General features: G+C 43.1%; 22 protein-coding genes and 2 pseudogenes. 7 read left to right on the plus strand and 17 right to left on the minus strand.

Going from position 1 to position 23,617, the window contains the following annotated elements:
• Window positions 1–73 precede the first annotated feature (73 nt).
• The 6 genes and pseudogenes from HUG20_RS10955 to HUG20_RS10980 all read right to left on the minus strand — a co-directional run bounded on the left by HUG20_RS10955 (window position 74) and on the right by HUG20_RS10980 (window position 6,681).
• A complete protein-coding gene (locus tag HUG20_RS10955; RefSeq protein ID WP_200084731.1) occupies window positions 74–568 on the minus strand; it encodes a VanZ family protein in 495 nt (164 codons plus the stop codon).
• A gap of 81 nt (window positions 569–649) precedes the next feature.
• Window positions 650–1,225: pseudogene (locus tag HUG20_RS10960) on the minus strand (cupin domain-containing protein).
• Between the two features lie 37 nt (window positions 1,226–1,262).
• Window positions 1,263–2,291, minus strand: a complete 1,029-nt coding sequence (locus HUG20_RS10965; protein WP_200084732.1) for an NAD(P)-dependent alcohol dehydrogenase — start codon at window positions 2,289–2,291, stop codon at window positions 1,263–1,265.
• Between the two features lie 49 nt (window positions 2,292–2,340).
• A complete protein-coding gene (locus HUG20_RS10970) occupies window positions 2,341–4,053 on the minus strand; it encodes an amidohydrolase family protein (protein WP_200084733.1) in 1,713 nt (570 codons plus the stop codon).
• 26 nt (window positions 4,054–4,079) lie between these two features.
• Entirely contained in the window at window positions 4,080–4,646 is a 567-nt protein-coding gene (locus HUG20_RS10975; protein WP_200084734.1) for a DJ-1/PfpI family protein, read from the minus strand.
• Between the two features lie 184 nt (window positions 4,647–4,830).
• Window positions 4,831–6,681 carry a sigma-54-dependent Fis family transcriptional regulator gene (locus tag HUG20_RS10980; RefSeq protein WP_200084735.1) on the minus strand — a complete coding sequence of 617 codons (1,851 nt, stop codon included), beginning with the start codon at window positions 6,679–6,681 and terminating at the stop codon, window positions 4,831–4,833.
• Window positions 6,682–6,892: 211 nt separating this feature from the next.
• Between HUG20_RS10980 and HUG20_RS10985 the strand changes: the two genes are divergently transcribed.
• The gene (locus HUG20_RS10985; protein WP_200084736.1) at window positions 6,893–7,780 is read left to right on the plus strand and encodes a fructose bisphosphate aldolase; all 888 of its coding nucleotides are present in this window, start codon (window positions 6,893–6,895) and stop codon (window positions 7,778–7,780) included.
• Here HUG20_RS10985 and HUG20_RS10990 read toward each other — a convergent pair.
• Window positions 7,773–8,012, minus strand: a complete 240-nt coding sequence (locus HUG20_RS10990; RefSeq protein ID WP_200084737.1) for a hypothetical protein — start codon at window positions 8,010–8,012, stop codon at window positions 7,773–7,775. The genes HUG20_RS10985 and HUG20_RS10990 overlap by 8 nt on opposite strands.
• Window positions 8,013–8,355: 343 nt before the next feature.
• On the opposite strand from HUG20_RS10990, the gene HUG20_RS10995 reads away from it, so the two are divergent.
• Together HUG20_RS10995 and HUG20_RS11000 are read left to right on the plus strand one after the other, a co-directional pair.
• Window positions 8,356–9,222 (plus strand): GNAT family N-acetyltransferase, encoded by an 867-nt coding sequence (locus HUG20_RS10995; protein WP_200084738.1) that lies wholly within the window; start codon window positions 8,356–8,358, stop codon window positions 9,220–9,222.
• 511 nt (window positions 9,223–9,733) lie between these two features.
• On the plus strand, window positions 9,734–10,630 hold the full coding sequence (locus HUG20_RS11000; protein WP_200084739.1) for a DUF4339 domain-containing protein: 897 nt from the start codon (window positions 9,734–9,736) through the stop codon (window positions 10,628–10,630).
• A 359-nt stretch (window positions 10,631–10,989) separates the two neighbouring features.
• Here HUG20_RS11000 and HUG20_RS11005 read toward each other — a convergent pair whose 3' ends face one another.
• The 5 genes and pseudogenes from HUG20_RS11005 to hisD form a co-directional block, all read right to left on the minus strand.
• The gene (locus HUG20_RS11005; RefSeq protein ID WP_200084740.1) at window positions 10,990–11,544 is read right to left on the minus strand and encodes a plasmid pRiA4b ORF-3 family protein; all 555 of its coding nucleotides are present in this window, start codon (window positions 11,542–11,544) and stop codon (window positions 10,990–10,992) included.
• Window positions 11,525–12,046 (minus strand): DUF6933 domain-containing protein, encoded by a 522-nt coding sequence (locus HUG20_RS11010; protein ID WP_200084741.1) that lies wholly within the window; start codon window positions 12,044–12,046, stop codon window positions 11,525–11,527. Before HUG20_RS11010 ends, HUG20_RS11005 begins: the two co-directional genes overlap by 20 nt.
• 45 nt (window positions 12,047–12,091) lie before the next feature.
• Window positions 12,092–12,835 (minus strand): DUF7916 family protein, encoded by a 744-nt coding sequence (locus HUG20_RS11015; protein WP_200084742.1) that lies wholly within the window; start codon window positions 12,833–12,835, stop codon window positions 12,092–12,094.
• Between the two features lie 558 nt (window positions 12,836–13,393).
• Window positions 13,394–14,713 carry a GntP family permease gene (locus tag HUG20_RS11020; protein ID WP_200084743.1) on the minus strand — a complete coding sequence of 440 codons (1,320 nt, stop codon included), beginning with the start codon at window positions 14,711–14,713 and terminating at the stop codon, window positions 13,394–13,396.
• Window positions 14,714–14,838: 125 nt separating this feature from the next.
• Window positions 14,839–16,111: pseudogene (gene hisD, locus HUG20_RS11025) on the minus strand (histidinol dehydrogenase).
• 169 nt (window positions 16,112–16,280) lie between these two features.
• Here hisD and HUG20_RS11030 point away from each other — a divergent pair.
• Both HUG20_RS11030 and HUG20_RS19980 read left to right on the plus strand, forming a co-directional pair.
• Window positions 16,281–16,787: a substrate-binding domain-containing protein gene (locus HUG20_RS11030; RefSeq protein ID WP_200090480.1), complete on the plus strand. Its 507-nt coding sequence runs from the start codon at window positions 16,281–16,283 to the stop codon at window positions 16,785–16,787.
• The gene (locus tag HUG20_RS19980) at window positions 16,675–16,995 is read left to right on the plus strand and encodes a substrate-binding domain-containing protein (protein ID WP_200084744.1); all 321 of its coding nucleotides are present in this window, start codon (window positions 16,675–16,677) and stop codon (window positions 16,993–16,995) included. The genes HUG20_RS11030 and HUG20_RS19980 overlap by 113 nt, the downstream gene beginning before the upstream one ends.
• A 148-nt stretch (window positions 16,996–17,143) precedes the next feature.
• Here HUG20_RS19980 and HUG20_RS11040 read toward each other — a convergent pair whose 3' ends face one another.
• Together HUG20_RS11040 and HUG20_RS11045 are read right to left on the minus strand one after the other, a co-directional pair.
• Window positions 17,144–17,344 (minus strand): hypothetical protein, encoded by a 201-nt coding sequence (locus HUG20_RS11040; RefSeq protein ID WP_200084745.1) that lies wholly within the window; start codon window positions 17,342–17,344, stop codon window positions 17,144–17,146.
• 4 nt (window positions 17,345–17,348) lie between these two features.
• Complete coding sequence (locus HUG20_RS11045; RefSeq protein ID WP_200084746.1) at window positions 17,349–17,915, minus strand: hypothetical protein; 567 nt, start codon at window positions 17,913–17,915, stop codon at window positions 17,349–17,351.
• Between the two features lie 206 nt (window positions 17,916–18,121).
• Here HUG20_RS11045 and ggt point away from each other — a divergent pair, with 206 nt between their 5' ends.
• Entirely contained in the window at window positions 18,122–19,738 is a 1,617-nt protein-coding gene (gene ggt / locus HUG20_RS11050; protein ID WP_200084747.1) for a gamma-glutamyltransferase, read from the plus strand.
• A 195-nt stretch (window positions 19,739–19,933) separates the two neighbouring features.
• Entirely contained in the window at window positions 19,934–20,950 is a 1,017-nt protein-coding gene (locus HUG20_RS11055; protein WP_200084748.1) for a P1 family peptidase, read from the plus strand.
• Window positions 20,951–21,197: 247 nt separating this feature from the next.
• Here HUG20_RS11055 and HUG20_RS11060 read toward each other — a convergent pair whose 3' ends face one another.
• The 3 genes from HUG20_RS11060 to HUG20_RS11070 are packed head-to-tail and all read right to left on the minus strand — an operon-like array spanning window position 21,198 to window position 23,291.
• Window positions 21,198–21,356, minus strand: coding sequence for a hypothetical protein (locus tag HUG20_RS11060; protein ID WP_200084749.1), 159 nt, complete (start codon window positions 21,354–21,356; stop codon window positions 21,198–21,200).
• A gap of 15 nt (window positions 21,357–21,371) precedes the next feature.
• On the minus strand, window positions 21,372–22,028 hold the full coding sequence (locus HUG20_RS11065) for a DUF6320 domain-containing protein (protein ID WP_200084750.1): 657 nt from the start codon (window positions 22,026–22,028) through the stop codon (window positions 21,372–21,374).
• 6 nt (window positions 22,029–22,034) lie between these two features.
• The gene (locus HUG20_RS11070) at window positions 22,035–23,291 is read right to left on the minus strand and encodes an alcohol acetyltransferase (RefSeq protein ID WP_200084751.1); all 1,257 of its coding nucleotides are present in this window, start codon (window positions 23,289–23,291) and stop codon (window positions 22,035–22,037) included.
• Between the last annotated feature and the right edge of the window lie 326 nt (window positions 23,292–23,617).

The following is a 23,617-nucleotide window of genomic DNA, read 5'->3' on the forward strand; positions in this document are numbered from 1 at the left end:
GGCACATTGGCACCACCTGTTGCCGTTTTTTCTTTCCCGTGGTGCCATGGGTCGTTCATGGCACCTTTCATTTCTATTTCTTACCTGTTAATGGTGCCATAACTCTTCTAAAAGACCACTTTCCCCTCACGATCACATAAACGCTAATGCCTACGATAGCACCGATGCTATCAAGGACGACGTCACTTACTTCCGCGCTCCGCCCCGGAATAAACAGCTGGTGCACTTCATCCGTAATCGCGTAACAGACGCAAAGCAACCACGCCCACAAGACGATTCGCCGCATCCTCCCAGCGGTTGTTGAAACCCGTAACGCATGGACAGCAAAAATGCCGAACACGACGTACACGGCCACATGCGCCGCCTTGCGAATCAACGTATGAAAGGTTTCAAAATCGATGGTCACAAACGGGATTAGACGTTGGCTCCAACGATACGCAACTTCCGTCACTCCACCGCTAAGCGAACTCGACGCTTCCCCCGACTGATGCGAAAAATAAAAAATAAGCCCCATCCATCCAATCACAAGGAGCCATGCTACGATCTTCTGTTTTGATAGATTCCTCATTTTATGCACATCCGTAACATGATCTTTACTGATTCACTCTTTACCCACACATCATAGATTTATTTATTTTCCGGCAATGCTTCATAGGCCATTATTCGAATCACCTGCTCGTGTTGCGGATAGTCCCTGCGTAAAAAGCTCAAAGTCTTCGTATTCAATTCCAGGAGAGATCATGCAGCTCACGAGTGCATAGTCCAAGTGAACGCTTGAACCGAAAATAGTTCCGGGCGGCACGACAGTACTCAGCTTTTGCCCTACGTCAAGATCCGGGCCTATTTCAACGGCTTCATAAACGCCATCGGGGTGAATCATATGCACAGTGAGCGATGATCCAGCATGATAATACCAGATGTCATCGTTTTTTTAAGCGATGAAAATGGGACTGATGCTCGGTTCAAGCAAAAAGTAAATACTGGAATAAGTTTTTCTCAAATAACCGGAAGACGTTTCCATCTTATTACTCGAAGCAAAGGTCTCAACAAAGTAGCCACCTTCCGAGTGTGGATTCATATGTAAACGCTCGATCCAATAAGACGCTGGTTCCAAAAAACCGCCTCCTTCATCATGTATATTACCGTTCATCAAAAGTGGAAGCAAGGAAGAGTGACAAGATATAATTAATTTTCCATCAAAGGAAAAACCCCGCCTCAATATCATCTTCCCTCTTTAATCGAAGTGGGGTGGGCGTTCCTATTTATGGCACTAACACGGTTCGACCGTTGATCTTGCCTTCATCCAGCATTTTCAATACGTCATTCGCTTGACTCATTGGATACGTTGTTGAGTGGAGTCGAACTTTTCCTTTCGCATGCATCTGCATGAGTTCATATAATTGATTATAGTTTCCGACGAGACTGCCTATAATACTGAATTCATTGTTAATAATATCTAGGGATGGGACGTGCAATGCTCCGCCATAACCGACAACGAAGTAAGAGCCACCTTTTTTAAGCATTTTCATGCTATTCGCATGCGTGTCGTCTTCTCCTACCAAATCGATAATCAAGTCAACACCATTTCCGTTATTTGAAAGATTTAATACTTCGTCAATCATACCGTCTTTTGCCAGCACCCCGTGATCAGCCCCATATTCGAGCGCCATTTCTAATCGTTCCTCATTTGTATCAAGCGCAATAATGTCCGAATTCCCAAACTCTCGCATGAGTTGCACTGCAATGTGTCCAAGGCCGCCCATTCCTATAAGAAGAGTCATAGTCCCCGGTCTTGCAAAAGGCGTTGCCCGTTGAACAGCTCGATACGCAGTAATACCGGCATCGGCTAAAGGGGCAACTTCCTCAGGCTTCACCCCATTTTCCAGTTTTATAAGCGCCCTTTCAGACGTCTTTAAATATTCCGCATATCCACCGTCATCCGTTAATCCCGGGAACACAAGGTTTTCACAATGCATGTCCTCCCCTGCTCGGCATTTCAAGCATTTCCCGCAACTAGCAACAGGGTGAACAATCACGGGATCCCCTACATCAAACATCGTTACACTGGACCCCTTTTGATGAACCCACCCGGCATTTTCATGTCCAATGGTAAAAGGCAGCGGCGTTTCCAATGCTCTATCCCATACACCTTCGATCAAATGAAGATCTGTGCGGCAAACACCTGCTCCACCGATTTTAATAATAACATCCGTTGGGTCTTCGATTTCCGGATTAGGAATTTCTTCATACTCCAACGGTTGGTCGAATTCTTTTAAGCGCCAGGCTTTCATGCTAATCCCTCTCCCTTCACTCAGTCAGTGTTCTAAACGATACTGTGCCTTAGTTTACATATCTGGTTTTCAATAATCCTTGGCAGTAATGTCCATTAAAATCCATAGTTAGTCGCGAACGTCTGGCATGTAATAAATGTTGATCAAAATCATCTTTCTCTATCGGTTTCCCCGTATGGTCAGTGATCAGTAAACTATTAGATAGATTAAAATCCTTGCGGATGTCCAAATAATTCAAGACCAAATACTCCAACTTACGATCACTTATAGATTCTAAGAGATCTTCATTAATTGTCAAAGCCAAAATAAAATCTTTTGATTGCCCCTTTCTGATTAAATATTGCAACAAACGTTCCTGGCGAGCATAAAATGCTTTCCTTTTAAAAATGGAACGTAACTCATCTAGTCCACTTCCATCCGTTTTATCAGGAAACATCTCCTCGAATGAATACCCTTCCGTTACACCTCTGTTCACTTTTTCTGATTCAGAATGATCCAACAATGTTACTTGTACATGTTTTACCCATTTCAATCGTAGGATTTCATCACGAATATCTTCTCCCATAATATAGGCAAAATTAGGTGAGCACCAATACGTAGGGAGCCTAAAGATCACATGAACTGACCCCTCATTTATTACTACATTCTCAATGAAATCCATCTCCAGTAATGATCGGTCAAGTTCAGGATCCATAACTAACTCAAGACTGTCATAAACTTGTTTAGTTTTAAACAATAGACCTCCCCTAATCCCATCTGTAGGGCTGCTTTTAAGGATTTCTTTTTGCTTTGGTATATCAATGTTGTATAGTCGAGCAATATTCTCTCCAAGAATTTTTCTTTTGACGTTTATATCAAATACTGCTCCCGTTTCCTCTCTAATATCCTCTGGCAACTCAAAATCAACAAACTTCTCAATAATCCAGCCCGGTTCCCAAATTGGGTAATCGCTGCTGAATATAATTTTGTCCTCATCAAGCCAGAATAACAGTTCACTGATAATTTGTGCGAAGTAACGGGGACGGGCATATACAAATGGCATCGCAACAGCTAAGCCTCCGTAAACATTCTTTTCTTGCGTTGCAATCCAACAGAAATCCTCTAATCGGGGCAATCCAACATGCTCTACGATAATATTTAGATTTTGGAATGTACTGGCTACATCGTCAACGTCACCCACATCAAATGCATCTTTGTTTAGTGGGGTAATGGTAGGTCCTTTGTGAATGTGAATATTCCGTATACCCAGTTCCTCACATTTTTCCAAATACTTTTTCGACCAATAATCTGTTAATTTATATCCTTTTGAATCCCCCCGCCACTCAGCTGTATATAGTTTAATTCCTTGTAATTGGAATCTTTTAGCTTCATCTTCTAAAACTTTCAACCCTTCCTCTTTATTTCTAGGATCGAAACTGCTGTTACAAATAAAACGTCCCGGATAACGTTGTGATAACTCCAAATCATTTTCTACCGAACCAAATGGCTCCCGATAAAAATCAGTTAATGGTACCGGTTGAAATATTGCCATATCAGCATAGCCACGGTTAAAAACATCGTCTATCAACCTGTTATGATCTGGCTTTAAAAAATCATCGTAATCCCAAATATATTCTGGTGGAGATAGATTCCGTTGGTAATTATAAAAACAATCGATAAACTGCTTCCCATAATCATTTAGTTGATTTTCTCGGCTAGCATTCCAGTTGTGAATATGGGCGTCAATGATAAACAATTCATGGCCTGATTTTGTACGAAACATGATAAAATCCTCCTGATATTAAAATTTTATACCCTTTCCGGTATCTTTTTTACCTTTTTAATGAATTCTTTCATGATTGCCGGTAAATCCGGCCAGGCATGACCTGAAACGAGATTACCGTCGACATAATTCATCTTGTTTACATACTCAGCTCCCATGCTTTCTACCTCGGGCTTGCAAGCCTGATATGCAGTCATTTTTCGACCCTTTACAACATCCGCAATAGGAGTAAAAACAAGACTACCATGACACATGACTGCAATTGGCTTTTCTGTCTCGAAAAAGTGTCTTACAATGTTTTGAAGTTCCCCATCCATACGAATGTGTTCAGGAGCTCTGCCGCCAGGAATTATTAAAGCATCAAATTCATTTTCCACAATGTCTGAAAAAGCAAGCGTCGCATCAATGCCATAACCTTTCTTTTCGGTATAGGTGTCCCAGTCCTCAAAATCATGAATAACTGTGTGAAGCTTTTTGACTGAACCTGCTGCAATGTGCGGTTCAAAATCTTCTTCTAAACATCTAAAATAGGGATAATAAACTTCTAATGATTCAACTGCATCGCCCGTGACAATAAGAACTTTTTTTGACATGAAGAATCCCTCCTATTTTAATTTAAGCGCTTACAATATTGGTTACTTGCGCTTTTCTTGTTAATATGCAATTTTCATGCCGACAATAACTAACTCTTTATAGTCAGGCATTCGATAAATTTCTATCTTATATATTGAAGCGAGAATGTATCATTTTGAGTCATTTAATCTCATTTTGATACGCTTATAATCCAAATTTCATTTTCCACCGATATACTGTTGCTCTACTCACTCCCAATTGATTTGCTATCTTTGAAGCATGGCCATTATTTTGATAATAAGCTTTTATAAATATATCTTTTTTTACATCTTCAACCAGTTCTTTATCTTTAAATGAGTAGTTTTGTATATCTTCGTCAATAATATTGAGGACTTCATCACGCTCTATTACAGAAGAATCACTCATGATAAGACAGCGAGAAATAATATTTTCAAGTTCCCTTACGTTACCAGGCCAGTCGTAGTCTTTTAACAATGCCATCGCTTCAGGTGTAAAACTCCTTGCGTAGTCATTCCACTGTCTCCGGATGACCCAAGTGACTAATTCTTCAATATCTTCTCGCCTTTCGCGTAATGGGGGAATAGGAATCCTTAGTAGATTTAATCGATAATACAAATCTTGCCGAAACTCACCGTACTCCATTGCAACTTTTAAGTCCTTATTCGTAGCTGAAATGATACGAATATCGACCGATATGGCATGATTGGCACCTAAACGAGTAACCATTTGTTCCTGAAGCACACGCAAGAGATTGATTTGCATATCCGGTGTCATTTCACCTATTTCATCAAGAAAAAGTGTACCTCCGTTTGCAATCTCAAATTTTCCAGGTTTTCCATCTTTCCATCCGCCTGTAAATGTCCCTCCTTCGTAACCGAAAAGTTCACTTTCTAACAGAGTACGTGGCAATGCCGCACAATTAACAACAACAAAAGGACCATTATGGCGGTGACTTAAATTATGAATGCTATGTGCAACGATCTCTTTTCCACTTCCTGTTTCCCCCAACAAAAGGACCGTAGCATCTGAACGGGCTATTCGATCAATTTTATTACGTAATCGACTCATGAGTTCACTTCTACCCTTAAGAGATTGTATTGATCGATAAGCTTCATTCCCCTCCACGCTACGTGCCAGACGATGAATTTGGTTGACTTCACGAAATGTTACTACAATTGTCGTGTAATTCGCTATATTCGAAACTGGTTTCACCTGTAATAAACATGATCTTCCTGTATTTAATGCCATTGCTTGTTCATTTTTCAGGGTGGAGAAAGTGCGCATAGCTTCTAGAAGTTTTGAATCGTCAAAAATGTCGCTCACCTTTTGACCTAACAATGATTTCGAAGTGGTTCCTAATATAGTGGCCGCTCTTTCATTTGTATTTATAATTCTAGTAGATTGGTTAACGACCAATACACCATCTTCGATCACATCAAGCAACATGCTCAGAGTATGATTTATCTGATTACTCTCAGAGATCTTATGATTTAGAGCATATTGCCGCTCTATAGCTTTTGCTGCTGAGACTACCATTCCAAGTGTATGTTCATGTACAAGTTCGACAGGTCCGGAAACGTTTAGAATGCCACGTAGGATACCCTCTTCATCTTTGATAGGAGCTGCAGAACAAGTCATGCCATGTAAACGCTCCCAATAATGCTCTTTGCCTATGACTTGATTTGATTGCCGTTCATGAACCACAAGCCCAATAGCGCTTGTCCCAGTAACATCTTCACTCCAAATACGTCCAGATTGCAGCTTATATTTTTGAATGAAAGATTCAGTTGAAGGATCATTAAATACTTTAATCACAACACCTTCTTCAGTGGTCAAAAGGGTCAGGAATCCAGTGCCATATACTATATCGTGTAAGTCCTGAATTATTGGAGCAGCAACACTCAGTAGGCCATCATGTGATTTTTTTAGTTTTTCGAATTGAGGAGCGGTCATTCGTTTTTCCATTTCTTCTTGAAAGCGGTCTAAACCGGCTTTTTCACATCTATTCCATGAACGTTCAATAGTTTCTCTCATGTATTTACCTCCTCGCCTAAATGACCAGATATCTTTTCCAGTTATTGTGGGGTCATTATAACACGCTCATTATTAGTTCTTGCCATCGAAAAAGACTGAACAATCACTACAACCTTCCCCCATTTAATGATATAATGAGAGTGTAACTGCTTCCCTGCATTACATACGTTTTTTTATTCCAAATACCTTAACACCGTAAGGAGTGTCACGCATGCAACAAAAGCAATTTGAACAAATCCAAAATGGGAATGGGTTTATCGCAGCACTTGACCAGAGTGGCGGCAGTACGCCAAAAGCACTGGCCCTATATGGCATTTCGGAAGACGAGTATACGAACAAAGATGAGATGTTCGATTTAGTCCACGAGATGCGAACACGCATCATCACCTCCCCTTCCTTTGATTCCGAGCATATCCTCGGCGCCATTCTGTTTGAGCAAACGATGGACCGAAAAATCGACGATATGTACACAGCCGATTACTTGGCTGAAAAAAAGGGCGTTGTTCCTTTTCTGAAAGTGGATAAAGGCCTTGCCGAGGAGTCAAATGGCGTGCAGATGATGAAGCCGATCCACGACTTGGATGAAATATTGAAACGGGCGAATGAACGGAATATATTTGGAACCAAAATGCGCTCCGTGATTAAGGAAGCCAGTCCGGAAGGCATCAAAGCTGTGGTTGATCAGCAGTTCGAGATTGGCAAAAAGATTATTGAAGCAGGACTCGTTCCGATTATCGAACCGGAAGTGGATATTAACAGTCCGGAAAAAGAAAAATGTGAGGAAATATTAAAGGCGGAAATTCACAGCCACCTCGATCAACTCGGCCAAGACGATCTCGTGATGTTAAAGCTGACAATTCCAACCGTCGCAAACACGTACAAGGAACTGATTGACCATCCAAATGTCGTGCGTGTTGTCGCTCTGTCCGGCGGTTACCCGACCGACGAAGCGAATGACAAACTGACCGATAACAAGAACCTCATCGCCAGTTTCTCCCGAGCGCTCACCCAAGATTTGAATGTCAATCAAACTGCTGATGAATTTAATGACACGCTTCAAAAAGCGGTAGACTCTATTTATCGAGCTTCTATTACGTAAAGATATCAAAAGCACCCGGGGCCAAAGTGTACCCCGGGTGCTTTTGATAAAACGAGGATCGAACGAAATATGCAGGGATTGCTGAATAACATGCAGCTATCAGCCGAAGCCAGGATGCCGCTTCCATGGCTTCGCTTTCCGTGGACGAACGGTCAAGCCTCCTCGCGCAAAAACCGGCGCTGCGGGGGCTTGACGCGTCCGTTTTTCCGCTGGAGTCTCGCCATTGCAGCACCGTCCCTCCGTACGTTGCCGGAAGTGCAAGGGTTTTTTTGCTTATAGGATGGATTTCCTTGCACCCAGCTTTGACAACACCAACGGAAAAATGCTTATGTGCCAGGCTTTTTCCGTTATTCAGCAGTCCCTATGTAGCTGGATAGATCGTGATAGCCCCGAAACCAGCGATTTCTTCTTTTTGAGTCCGCCCTCCATACCCGATCGTTTCCCAATCTTGAAACCCGTCACATGCTCACTCCCCTGTCATTTCTTTTCATTACACAATTATAACTTCGAGGTAGAATTATTTTGCGCCACCTTTAAAATCCAGCTACAATTGGCGAAGGTAGGGAAAATAAGGAGTGAACCTTTTGATTCGGCAATTGCACGTTGAAGATTTACCTCGGTATAAAAAAATGAACACGGGGATCGAAGATGACTACATCCTGGCAATATTTGATCGTTTAGTAACCGGAAATCATCGACTTTATGGGCTATTTATAGATGGCGAGCTTATCAGTACAGGTGGTTATACCGTTTATGCAAACCGCTATGCCATGCTTGGAAGACTTCGGAGTAACCAATCCGTGCAAAGACAAAACTTTTCCACAAAGCTAATGACCTATGTGATCGAACAGGCATGGGAGCATCCGGAAATCCAGTGGGTCGGCGCGAATACCCAAGAACATAATACGCCTGCGCAACGTGTGCTTGAAAAGCTGGGCTTAACGCCACAAACCACATTATTTAATGCCACAACCGACAATGTAACTTCACTGGAATCGGGCAGCGAACCTTGGCTGCCGATCGATGATTTAAAAAAGAAGCGGGAATGGCTAGAAAAAACCTATATTCAATCGGCTAAAGTTTTTCCTTTCGAATGCTATTATCCCTTTCCCGCGTCACCGGCGTTATTTTCAGATAACCTTTTACAAAACTGGTCTTTTTATGAAAATAAAAGCCAAACGCGATTCTTCATCGCAAAAACCGATCAGAAAAAATATCATTACTTGCATGTCGTTTACCCATGGAGCGATCTATGGTCTCAAAATGGTTTATGGGAGACCGTTTCTACTGAATACCACACGTTGAAAAAACAAACGGGGGAAGACACCTACGTATGGACCGATCTCACCAAAGAAGAAGTTAACCTTCTCCCGGACAACCATCCATTCGCGCTCCCCTCCCCTTGGATTTTGTACGGGATGGAGCGGGGTGTCACCGTTTAGTCGAGTCGGGCAAAGGTATCCGTTGATCCGGGAAACAAAAGGGGTTGCCGCTGAGCAGCTCTTTTTTTCTTCCTTCAACGTCCAAATCCAGCTGCCCCCTCAATGTTTCCGTAAATATTTATCATCATTTTCATTTACAATTTAGGGTCAACACTAAAATCAATGGTTGATATTCGTGATTAAATATGGTTATACCACTAGCGAGCGAAGGAAAAACACGTAGACTCCTGTGGGAAAGCGCAGGGCGAAGACCCCGCAGGAAAAAAGCGAACTTCTTTTTTTCCGAGGAGGCTGAGCTCGGGGCCCACGGAAAGCGTAGGGTTTTTCCGTAGCGGTCACTACCAATCATAATTGCCCCTAGTTTGTCAGCCATAGATTTTGGTGAAGAGCCACAATTTATACATTAATAATTAAAATTTATAGTATAATATGAGCATATAAAAACAACTATTTCCTTGAATGTGCTCATTTTTTCCCCATCAAGAGGTACATATGAAAAAAATGGTATTATTTGTCGGAAGATGGCGAGAAAATTGGTCCATATACGGAAGACGACATGCTTCATTTTTACAATGATCACATCATTCGAATGGACACCTACGTTTGGCAAGAAGGGCTCCCAGAATGGAACTATTTTCAAGAATCCTTATACATCGATAACACTAGACAGGCTGATTACACAGCTAAAAGTGTCTTTGATCAAGCAACGACACGCGTGAATCAAATGGTCGGTGAAGAAGGGGCGATGAATGTCCAACTTCGCGATGTGTTTTCCGAGGTTTTCAATAAGCATTCAAAAGAAGAAGCTGAAAAGCTGTTTATCGCGGGAACTGCCGCAACCACTCCCAGAGAAGAAGAGATTTCTGCCATGTGGCCAAAGCCGTGGCTGTTTTCCCGTGTGTTTTTCACCTTGATCGTCACTTATATTATCCTTTTTTACAGCGCGTCTTTATTTTATAACCCTATTTTATTCTCCGGATTGATGATTATAGGGTCATTCGCCGTGCCTTTTTCGCTTATGATCTTTTTTTGGGAGATGAACGCGCCACGAAATATTAGTTTGTTTGAGATTGTAAAAATGTTCTTTGTCGGCGGCGTGCTTTCATTATTCCTTACATTGATCTTATTCAATTGGTTTTCAATCGAGAATTTGGGTTTCTTCGAAGTCTTTATGGTAGGCATTATCGAAGAAGTCGGTAAGTTGGTAATCATCGGGTATTTTATTTATAAACTAAATACGCATTATGTGCTGAACGGCTTGTTAATTGGCGCAACGATCGGCGCCACTTTCGCTGCTTTTGAGACTTCCGGGTATGCAATGAACGCCTTTATGATGTTGGGAGATGGGGCAATGATCGATGTCTTATTTAACCGAGCTTGGTCGTCGATCGGTGCCCATACTGTATGAGGAGCCATTTCTGGGGGGCACTCGCGCTCGTCAAAAACGCTGATCCATTAAGAACCGATCACTTTACGGATCCAACGTTTGTTAAATTATTTGCAGTACCCATCATTTTGCACGTTGCTTGGAACGGATCCCTGGCTCTCTTTGACCAAACGCTATTCCTACTTGCCCTCATTGTCATTGCCTGGGTATTTGTTTTCTCTATCATCAACGCGGGGCTAAAACAAATCTCACGCGGCAACTCACAGAGGCTGATGGACTCACGTTCGGAGCACCAAGCGGGGGTGAGTTAGTTCCGGGATAAAAATCGGCAGGAGCCAAGAGCTTTCCATCCCCCTCACAACCTTCTTTCCAGATCAAAATTAATTTCTTTTATATTTACGTCCCGATACCCTTGCATAAGGCACCCATGCTTTCAAGTCCCTATGATCGGGGTGTTGTTCATCAGCAATAACGTCCAAGAACTCTTCGTATCCGGTTTCTCCGCCAACATCCTCGGGCGGCGCGTTGCCATGAGCTTCAAGGCAAACCGGATAATTTTTATCATAGTCGGTGATGACTTTTTCAGTTTCAATCCGATGCAACCAATCATCCCCGAAGTCATAGACATACTTCATCGTAGCCGGGAGGTACTCGGAAAGCTTGAAGCCATCTTCTAGTTTCACAAGAAGATCATCTTCATAAGCGAGATTCTCATTGTCACCAACGAGATTTACAATCGATTGCCCTTCTTTTCCTAAAATATAAAACTCATGCAAATACATGTTTTTCCAGCCAAAAGCCCTTTGTATAACCATGTGGACTGTATCAAAAGTCATGTTTGCGGGAACGATGATTTCACGCGAAACTTCACGATGTTCAAGCTCGAGTGTCACCCTCAACACAGCCGCTCGACTGCTAATGATCGGTCCTACCAACGAATTTTTCCAAGTCCTTATACATTTCTTCATTGGGGTAAATATAGCCATTGCCGCCGTCCGTCACCAAAAGACGGCTTACTCGAATCCCTTCCTCTATTTGATGAAAAGAATCATGTTGAAGCAAATCATCAAAAGCTTGGACCGTCTCACAAGCTTTGTTCAATCTAGTTACAGTGGTACGATTCTTTGTTTTTGAAAAAATGATTGTCCCGGCCGTCTCAAGATATTGCTCAATAACGTCGTCTTTTATCCCCTCTTCACGGAACGTTTGGCGAATGGCATGAACAATCAACTCATTTAATTTCCGAAAATCCTTTGCCTTCAGCCCATATAAAACGACGACATAACGATTGTTATCATTCACAACAACGACGGCTTTCCTCCGATTGATCGTTATCACATTGGCATGCCAAGAAAACAGAGATGACGCCTGATCCACGTCTGAATCCGGTTTTTCATATAATTCATCTAACAGCTTTTTCGTACATTGGATGAGCATGGGGTGGAACTCCTTTGTTTTTAATATCAACGATCTGGATTCGACTCACCGGTTAATTGAAGCCGCCATTCGTACATATGTATGTCTTTTCCCGCGAATAGCTGTTGAATAATCCATGATATTTTCCGGAACGGCAATCCCATGTTCTCCGGCATCACCGATATGGTGAACATCTGCGCCAGCCATTCTATTTTGAAGAGCTAGCTGTTGAATTGTTTCCCTTGCTGCTCCTTCCTGACTTGTTCCAATTGCCGTTAATGCCAGTGCGCCTTCTTCATGGACAGTTAGAACCAACGCCTCTGTCTTGGCAAGTGTCGACCCCGGAACACTGCCAACAGCCGGGAGAAGGATAATGTCGGCACCCGCTTGAGCAAACTCCACTACAACATTCTTACTTACAATGCCATCAACTGATTTATTTCTCACACCAGCGCCATACATTTTTCCGGCAATAATCAAGATGTTATCGTGGAAAATATTTTTTTCCTCTCGGATTGATTTTAAAATCGCCGTGTTAGTCACACCCGTTTTCGGGTTACCGGTGAAGCAGACAAAATCCATCCCCAGTTCTTTAGCCTTGTCCAACGATTCACTGACTGCAGTACGTCCTTTTGGCAGTGTATCCAACGTCTCTGCATGATCAGCATCAGGATCTAACGATTCCAAATTAATTCCGATCGGTCTACCAACCAATTTTTTCAATTCTGTGATATAGTGCTTCGGATTGTCCACCGAAAGCCCTTGGATGTTCGGCTGATCGACATCAAATACATTCAGAGCCTCCGCCAAAATTAAAATAAAGCTTTAGAGTAGCGAAACGTTAGTGGAAAGCGTGTTTACAAATGATGTCAGAGTACAAACGTTTGAAGCCATGAATCTACAGAATCCAGCATATAATGGCGTCATCGGATAGTTATGACGCCATAAAACAACGCATGTCTACATTTAATGGCGTCCATGGGCAACAATGACACCATGAAAGTTCCTACGCCTGATTATGATGGCGTCAAAAATGAAAAGACAAAGGCTTTCGTTCACCATATATTTCCATGAAATTACGCGTGCCCTGCTCAGAAGAAAACCACGCCAAATGACGGCCAATCACCGAATTTGAACATTGACAGATGAAAACACATGTCCATCATTTTGCTTTAACGGAAAAAAGGACGATAAATGTCATTAGGTTTTAAACTGTCATGGCTGGGATTTATGATTTTGGCATTGGCACTCAGGGGGAAAACCCGTAGTTCTACGCGACTTATAGTTGGTTCATTCTTCGCTTTGTAGGTAATGATTGATGGATGCATCACAGTTTTTTCGTAATCACGGCATCACGGTCTTCTTTTATTAAACCCCAATGCCTAATGAGAAAAGAGCAATGGAGAGGATAACGCCAAGTAATGGCACAACAACAGTTACTGCAAAAACGGCCGGGTATGCTGATTTATGGGTTTCTCCACAAATAACACGAATCGTTGTCACTGTATAACCACCGTGAGGCAATGAATCTAATGCACCGGACGAAAGCGCAGTGACACGGTGCAGTGCCTCAGGATCTACCCCTTGTGCTAAATAATCTGGGGCAATATTAGGCAAAGCAATCTCTTGTCCGCCAGATGCTGAACCGGTAAGCCCAACGATCACGATTACTGCAATGACTGCACCAACTAACGGGTCACCCGGGACATTTGTCATCGCCTGAACAGCATTGTCAAATGCAGGCGTTGCTTCCGCGACAGTACCGAATCCAACGACTGCCGAGGTGTTGGCAATGGCCAAGAGCCCTCCAGTTGTTCCGTTCGAAGCTGATGTCCATACATTTTCAAGATAACGACGATTGACGAGCCACGCGGTAAACACGCCACTGGATAAGGCAATGATGAGTGCTGAAGTCCCAAGGGTATCATGAAAAATAAATGCTGTAATCAATACGGCTAGTAACGGAAGCCCGGAAAACAGTGGATTCGGTAATTCCCTTTCCGTTTCCACGGGTTCTCCGTTGCGTTCATCAAATTGTTCACCTTTATTAAGCGCACGGTTGATGATCCATTTTAACCACATATAACCGAAGATCATCATAAATATTGCTACAATCAAACTGACTTCCCAACCAGCGTAAGGACTTGTTCCCAAGTGAGGGATGGGGATCCAGTTTTGTATTTCAGGGGAGCCTGCGGACGTCATGGTAAATGTTACGGAACCAAACGCAAGTGCGGCCGGGATAAAGCGGCGCGGTAAATTCGCTTGCTTAAAAAGGCTCAGCGCAATCGGAAAGACCGTGAATCCTACAATGAATAGACTCACCCCGCCATAGGTTAAAATCGCACATGCAACAACAACTGTCAGAACGGCGTATTTAAGCCCGAAACGACCAACCACCCATTTGGAAACACTAAGCGCTGAACCACTGTCTTCCATGACTTTGCCAAAAATAGACCCGAGCAAAAACATTAAAAACCAATTAGCAACAAATCCGGAAAAACCATTCATATAATCTCCGACAAAACTTGCTTCTCCTTCACCGGTAAGTTCCGGAAATAGAGGAAGGCCACTGAAAACAGCGACAAACAATGCGCTCAAGGGCGCGGCAACTAACAAATTCATGCCACGCATGGTAAGGATAATGAGTAATGTTATCCCTCCTAGTAAACCAATCATGCTCAGCATAAAAAATTCTCCTTTTACTACCTTTCAAATGGAGGGTTATTTAAGAATACTAAACAGCAAAAGGAGCCAGGAGAATAATCCCGACCGCCCTTTTACAGCCGCACAGTGTTGGACGCTAAACGTTCCTAGTTTTCGTAACGACGAACACGTAGGGAAGCTTGTTCTTTATGTCCCATAAAGCCTTCCAGTTCACATAACCTTTCGGCATATTTACCAATTTCCACACTGGCTTCTTGGGTTGCTTTCTGGTACGTGCAGTTCTTCAGGAACTTTCCAACCCACAAGCCACCTGTATATTTAGCCGCTTGTTTTGTTGGGAGTGTATGGTTTGTGCCGATTACCTTATCTCCATAAGCAACGTTCGTTTCAGGGCCTAAGAACAAGGCACCGTAATTCGTAAGGTTGTGCAAGAAATAATCCAGGTCCTTCGTAAGCACTTCAACGTGCTCAAAAGCAAGTTTATCCGCTTCACGCACAGCCTCTGCTTCATCTTCAACGATAATGATCGATCCGTTATCTCTCCAAGCTATTTCGGCGACATCTGCCGTAGGCAATGTTTGTAATTGGCGAGAAATTTCATCCTCCAGCGATTCGGCCAAGGAGTGGGATGTGGTGATCAATGCACCCGGGGACGTAGGGCCATGCTCCGCTTGTCCGAGAATATCTGTGGCGACCATTTCCACATCGGCTGTATCATCCGCAATGACGAGCGTTTCGGTTGGTCCCGCTAACAAGTCAATACCGACTCGTCCAAAAAGTTGGCGCTTTGCTTCTGCCACAAAAGCGTTTCCCGGACCAACAATCATATCAACCGGATCGATCGACTCGGTTCCAACGCCCATAGCTGTCATGGCTTGCACGCCGCCGATCAAGTAGATTTCATCGGCGCCTGCCATATGCATCGCTGCAACGGTAGCAGCCGGGATTTCACCATTTGCCGGAGGGGTACAAGCGATCACACGCTCAACACCGGCGACCTTAGCAGTGACAATACTCATATGAGAAGAAGCAACCATCGGATAACGACCGCCCGGTATATAGCAGCCAACACTATTTACGGATATTTTTATGGCCAAGAATGACACCCGGACGGGTCTCTACTTCGATATCCTGAATTGATTCACGTTGGTGCTTTGCAAAATTTTCAATTTGTTCTTGGGCAAACTTAATGTCTTGAATTACATCGTCCGGCAACTCAGCAATCGTAGCGTCAATCTCTTCTTTCGTGAGCCGGAAGCTTTCCGGAGACCAGTTATCAAACTTCTCCGAGAGCTCTCGTACAGCCACATCGCCACGTTCTTCAATGTCTCCTATGATGCTGCTAACTGCCTGTTGAACCTTCGCGTCCGCTTCTTGTTTTTCTTGATCGGTTTTCCCGTGTTTTAAAAAAGTCGCCATAGATCTATACACTCCTCTACGTTTGTAAACATGGTTGAATACGTATTCATTGTAATACAGAAGATATTTAATTGTAAACGGTTAATTTTAAAAATGTACCATGGTTTTTATGCTTGTTTATGTTTACATCTAATATTAAAGCGTTCACAATGGATGTAAATACGTATTCATCGAAACGGGAGAAGGTGCAAATCTTTCTGTCTATGAGGAAGTTCTAAAACAACAAGTGGATGGCATTGTTTTATCTTCGATTTTTATCGATGACCCTATCTATCAAGAGCTGGTAGCTTCAGGCATTCCTTTCGTCATGTTTAACCGCCGGTATAGTTCAGGTGGAAATTATATAGAAATTAACGATGAAAAAGCGGGACAATTAGCGACCAATCATTTATTAAAACTTGGTTATGTCAAAATTGCCTGGATAGGTGGACCAACACATGCGTCAACGTTTCAAGGAAGGTTATCCGGATACCAAAAAGCAATGACAAGTGCTAATCACCCTGTGGGCTATGAATGGATAAAAGAAACAGATACAACTGAATTATCAGTGGTTAAGGCGGTAGATGCGTTGCTTTTATTGGACACCAACCGCCATTTTCGCGGCGACAGACTCGATTGCATTATTTTGCCAAAATTACTTACTGCAAATGGGGTACCGAATCCCCAAACACTTTAGCATATGCGGGATGGACAATATCGATATGACTGCCCACGCCGCCATTCAAATGACCACTATAGCACATGAATCCGAGAAATCTATGGGTCTGCATGCAATTGAACATTTGATTCATATGATGGATGCTGAACCAGGAGAGCAAAACAGTATGCGGAGAACGTTAGAACCGAGGATACTGCTTCGTGGAACAACCGGACCGAGAGAGTAAAGCATTTTATTGTTCTAATTTAATAACAAAATACAAAGGAGCTCCAATTGGCTCCTTTGTTTAGTGGAAAACACTCTGCGTTTACAACGATTATTAACATCTTTACGTCCTTTCAAGTCCTTATTGGATATATGTTTTGACCTTCACTTCATTTCAATCCTTTTTCATAAAATTGTTCCTTGAATGTCCAAAAAGAGATCCTTTCCATCTCGCTAGTTACTTTGACCAAGCGTGCCCTCATATCTTGCTTTAAATCTTCGCGTTCTTGCGGATGGGTCGCCTGTAAACCCTTTTGGATCCTAGGTTCCATATCCTTTAATACTTCCATAATGAGTGCGTTTTGATCCATCCTATCAGCCTCCTCGAAGTTGTGCGAACGCCATTCTCCTCATTTTCGAAACATTTTGAGGGGTGCACCCGAACATTTCTGCAATCTCTTGATCTTTAGCTTGAAAAAATAAATGAAAATAAACGATGATTTGCTTCTTTTGACTAAAAGCCTGAAAGGTTTTTCGCATATCGGCGGTTGGCAGAAGGTCTTGAACTTCTCGCGCTATGGCATCATCTGAGGATGGGCCTTCCGCAGGCACTAAATCTCCTCGCGACTTCCCTTCTTCCTCTTCCGCATCGCTCGGAGCATCCAACATTAACATCGCCATTTGTTTACGTTGGGACTGGTCATAAGTTTTGACATAAAAGCGGCTCAATGTAGTGATATATCGTATCATGCGTATTTTTAAATAGAACATTTCAAAGCGTTGATTTAATATATCCGAGGAGGCTTGATCCTCCTGTTCAATCGCGGCACGCAATAATCCCCAATGATGATTTTTCTCCATAAAGGCCTGAACCAGTGGGTCTTGAAAGAATTGAATATGGGTTCTTATGAAATCTTCCAACGACGGACCTCTCTTTATCATGTTCTCCCTCCAATCAATTAATCTAAGACATAAAGAACCAAAAGAAAGGAAAAAACAACCACAACGAAAACATTTGTTCGTATTCTAGCATACAATCATTTTTTTGTCATGGGTTATATGATACGGTGGTTGTTTTTAAACGAGGCAACGTTCTTTAAACAATAGACAATGCTGGAAAGGCTTTGTCAAAAAATGAATCAAAGGAGATGAACATTTTGGATCCTCTTTATCAACCTTACCCATTATCCCAAAAATCAGTATTCGCAAAAAACGGGATGGTGGCTACCTCCCAACCTTTAGCATCAGAAGCCGGTTTGGACATCCTAAAAAAAGGTGGAAACGCGATTGATGCAGCGATTGCGACGGCTGCTTGTCTCACTGTCGTTGAACCAACAGGGAATGGCATTGGCGGAGATGCTTTTGCGCTTGTATGGACAGAAGGAAATCTTTATGGATTGAATGCCAGCGGACCGGCTCCACGGTCTATTTCCATTGATGCCTTGCATGAAGCTGGATATGAGGAAATCCCCGAGACAGGCTGGATTCCGGTCACTGTTCCCGGCACGCCATCATCATGGGCAGCGCTTTCCGAAGAATTTGGAAAATTACCTTTCAAGGAGGTGTTGCAACCAGCAATTGATTATGCCGAAAACGGTTTTCCCGTTTCTCCGGTCGTCGCTCATCTATGGGAACAGACCTATGAAGATTATAAAGATAATTTGGTTGGTCCGGAGTTCTCGAGCTGGTTTGACACGTTCGCTCCGGGTGGTCAGATTCCTAAAGCTGGTGATGTATGGGCATCTTCTGATCACGCTAAGACGTTACGGACCATTGCACAAACGAAGGCAGAGTCTTTTTATCGTGGGAAGCTGGCGGATAAAATCGCTCAGTTCTCTCAAGAGCACGGCGGGTATTTAACAAAAGAAGATTTGGCCACTTACCAACCGGAGTGGATTCGGCCGATTGGTATCAATTACCGTGGCTACGATGTGTGGCAACTCCCTCCCAATGGCCAAGGAATGATTGGCTTACAAGCTTTAAAAATGTTAAATGGATTCGATTTTTTGGCTAAAGATACTGTTGACACTTACCATAAACAAATTGAAGCGATGAAACTTAGTTTTGCTGATGGTCAAACCTATATCACGGATCCGCGTTATATGAATGTTTCCATGGAATCACTGTTATCCGACGCATACATGAATGAACGACGCTCGCTCATTGGTGATACAGCGCTTAAACCTGACGCTGGTAAACCTTCAGAAGATGGAACCATCTATCTCGCAACCGCTGACGGGGATGGGAATATGGTATCCTTCATTCAAAGTAACTATATGGGCTTTGGTTCAGGCCTTGTCGTTCCTGGCACTGGCATTAGTCTTCATAACCGCGGCCATGATTTTTCCTTAGATCTTACCCATACCAATGCCTTACAACCTGGGAAAAAAACGTATCATACCATTATTGCCGGCTTTCTAACTAAGGATCATCAGGCCGTAGGTCCTTTTGGGGTCATGGGTGGTTTAATGCAACCTCAAGGCCATATGCAGACGTTGATGAATACGATTGATTTCGATTTAAACCCCCAAGCCGCTTTAGATGCACCAAGGTGGAGATGGGAGGAAAATAAAACCATTTCTATAGAAAAAACGTTCCCTTCTCATCTAGCGCACGCCCTCACAAATAAAGGACATAATATAGAAATCTCTTCAAATACGATCAGTGATTTCGGTCGAGGGCAAATCATTTGGCGAGATTCGAAAACAGGTATACTCATCGGTGGCTCCGAATCGCGTACAGATGGCACAATCGCAGCCTATTGAGATCAAATCATCCCGGAAATCCATACCAAGGATTTCCGGGTTGGAATGTTTTCTATAGCAAGATGCAATGACAGCGGCCTGTTAAGATACTAAAGTTCTTCATCCATTCATAAATATTTGAGTATGAAGCAGACCCTTTGGACGTATTAAGATTGATTACATTTAGAAAATGAGGAGAAAAAGGAGAAGCCGAATATGGACAAAATAAAAAAACGCGCCCGTGATCACGGTCTCACTTTCGGTACTTTGCCGACCGGAAAAGAAAATACAATCACGGATGTACCCGGCGTTTCCGTCGGTCAAATCACCTTATTCGAAGGAGAAGACATTCGCACCGGAGTCACGGCGGTTCTGCCTCATGAAGGTAATCTGTTCAGAGAGAAAGTATTGGCTGGCACCTCTGTTATCAACGGTTTCGGAAAGACGACCGGTCTCGTTCAAATCGACGAACTTGGCCTCCTTGAAAGTCCGATTATGCTCACGAACACGTTCAGTGTGCCCGCGGTCACCGAAGGTACACTTCAATATCTCTTACAAGAAAACGAAGAAATCGGCACAACCACTGGCACGGTTAACGTCGTTGTCGGTGAATGCAACGATAGTTCTTTAAACGATATTCGCGGTTTGCATGTGCGTCCAGATCATGCGAATTCTTCGATTAAAAGAGCCTCGAGCCATGTAGGAGAGGGAGTCGTAGGGGCAGGCACCGGCATGAGTTGCCTTGGCTTTAAAGGCGGAGTTGGCACGAGTTCGCGCATTGTTGGCGATGGAACGCTCGGTGTACTCGTTGTTTCAAATTTTGGCGCACGCAATGATGTAGATCTACCAACAGGATCAATCATGATGATTGTGGCGACGGATTATGCATTGAATGAACGTCAACTCCAACGTGTCGCCAAGCGGACTACATTCGGCCTAGCCCTTACGGGGTCGACAGCCCATCACGGAAGCGGCGATATCGCTATTGCATTTTCAACAGCCAAAAAAATAGACCATGAAGGCGACGAACTAGAGCGTTTTAAGTTTTTGCGCGATGATCATTCCGTAATGAACGATATTTTCAATGCAACCGCGAGCGCGACGGAAGAAGCGATCTGGAACTCATTGTTTGCCGCGGAAACAACGGTTGGCCGTGACGGGAACGAAGAACGAGCGATCACTCGGGAAGAAGCTCTTGAGATAAGACAGTCACTGGTTGGAATGAAGGACTAATGGCAATATGCACCCCGGGACCGAAATGAGAATGCAAGCCGGAAAAGCATGCTCTGAAGCCGAAACATGCACGGCCTCGGCAATGAAAGCAAAGGAATGCCAGGAAACCAAAGCACACTCGGCTTCGGCATAGAAAAGAAACAAAAAGCAGTGAATAGGCCAAAGATTGGGTTGCATCGACATGTGATCAGAGCAATCGCTTGTTCAGAAGCCGATGCATCCCCTACTTCTCCATGGAAAGGACCTACTAGGACCCTTTCAATTCCCGATTTGCAATTCGTTCCAGAAGATTCACAGTTGGGGCCAACACTTTTTCATCTATATCAAAAGCTTCATTATGATGCGGAGCTGAAATAGGCGCCTCTTCCCTTTCATTTATGCTAATAAAAATAAGAAGTACGAGCACGCCCGTCCCCCTCTGTTAAAAATGAAACCGACGTACAAGTTCGTTTTTCATCGTTTTATTTGCAAACAATCCCATGCCGATGAATGTTAATAGTGCATACAGTGCGGTTACTGCACTCGGCCACAAGACGTAGGATAAGGCACTTAAAAACAAAAGGACAGGGATAAAACCAAGGGATATCATCGTCATCATATATCCGAGGTACTCTCTCCATTTCATCGGTTTGCTTAATATAATAATCGTAACCATCAATGTCGCTACGATGACGAGGAAAGGGATAACATAATGAACGGACCAACGTGTACCCCCAGCCGCAACGTCGATCACGACGAGCATCGCCGAAAGCGCGAGAACTTGAAAGATTATTTTTGATCCGGCATGCGCTTTTGAAAGGATCGTATGGTTGATGAATAACAGCGCATATAAAACAGGACCTACGATGTAAAACACCCAAAGTTGGTCTGGTGTGGTGAGCAAATTAATGAGCAGACTTGAACTAATGATGAAAATCGCAATAAACAAGAACACTCGCTGTTTTAGGTTTCGGCGTTTCACGTCCGAGTGATAAGGCGGATACATATCCAATGAAACATTTTCTTCCGTTAGTTGGCGTTTACATAGCGGGCAATGCCGATGGGCGATCCACACGCCGCAGTTCTTGCATCGATGCATATGGGGTCACCCTTCGTCATTGGCATACACTTCAATATCAATGCCTGATGTTTTTGTGAGCTCTTGGAAGAAGGAACGAATAACGTCGGCTTCTTCAATCGATCTTGCAAACGAAATGACAAATTGATCATTAATGGAACAAATGCCGCCGTTCACCGGACTTTTTTTCGTTGGGTACATGACCATTTCCATACGTTCAATGTAAGGCATCATCTGTTCCGGCAATTGAACGTTGCCTAAATTGGTGAGCGTCATCGTTTTCGTGCGTTCTCCATAGCTTTTATACCCATAGCGGATGGCGTAATATTTTATAAAAATCGGCACAAAACGGGCAGCTAGCATCGTCTGCAATTTAACATGATGATTTAATCCAAGTTGTAAGGCTTCTTTCTCTGCTTTTTTTTGCAGCTGTTTCGAGATTTCTGCCATGATGTCTTCGAGCGTTGTATGTTCCTCAACTTGCATTCCTACGTTCACAACAGCGAAAAAGTTTCGGAGTGATTTTGACGGAAACATTTGCCGTAAATTAACAGGAATCGCAATTTTAATTTCTTCTTTTCGTAACCGATATTGCAATTTTTCATGATAAATAGCAGCAATCAATATTGAAGTGATATAAGCGGTAATCGTTACGCCATAGGCTTTCGCTGCTTTTTGTATATCGCTTGATTGCATGACGCCATGAACGACCATCGTCTCTTCGGTCGGCGTCCCTTTAACTTGAAACGCATGTCCTTCGCGTGGATTTTTAACCGAATGATTGGATTTATAACGATAATAGCTGTCATCTAATTCATAAGTGCTCGGTGGATCCTCAATATCAAGAACCGAACCGTCATTTTCAATCAGAGCATGTTGCTCGAGCAAATAATAATAAACGAGCGCTTTAAGAAACTCAAGTGCCCCAGTGCCGTCCGTGACCGAATGAAAGAACTCGACTGCGATTCGTTTATTGTAATAGAGCACACGGAATAAGAAGCCATTCGTTTCAATCGGATCTATCGGTGCGCAAGGAAAATGATGTTCTTCTTGTACGAACAGTTTTTTATCATTTTCTACGAGGAAGTCCCAGAAAATCCCCTTCCCCAGCTTAACCGCAAACATCGGCAGCCGCTTTAAGATATCATCTAAAGCGCTTTGAAGCTTGTCTTCTTCCACCGGGGAATTCATGATCATCGCAATTCGAAACACAGAAGAGTTCGCGCGTCCAGACACCGCGTGGAATATCTTTCCTGCATTGTCAATTTTATACCATTGGTCCATGCAACAAACTCCCCTGACATTGTTTGTTGCTATCATAACATTTCCTGTCGGTGAAATGGGAAATCCTAAAAATCAACGGCAAAAATACACAAAGTCCTCGTGAGACCATGTGACATTTAACGGAAAGACGGTTCAACAATGATTTGCATTGATTCTTCATAGCGCTGCTGGGTTTTATCAGCCGAAAACGCCGCTATCAGCCATTCCGTTAAAAACAACCAAAAATTTAAAACGGAGCGATCCACCAACACTAAAAATTTTTGACAAAAATAGCCCAAAACCTTATATACCTAAGGTTTTGGGCTATTCACCCTATAGTTGCAAAT

Origin of the sequence: Salicibibacter cibi (genome assembly GCF_016495865.1) — a bacterium.
Classification (GTDB): Bacteria; Bacillota; Bacilli; order Bacillales; family Marinococcaceae; genus Salicibibacter; species Salicibibacter cibi.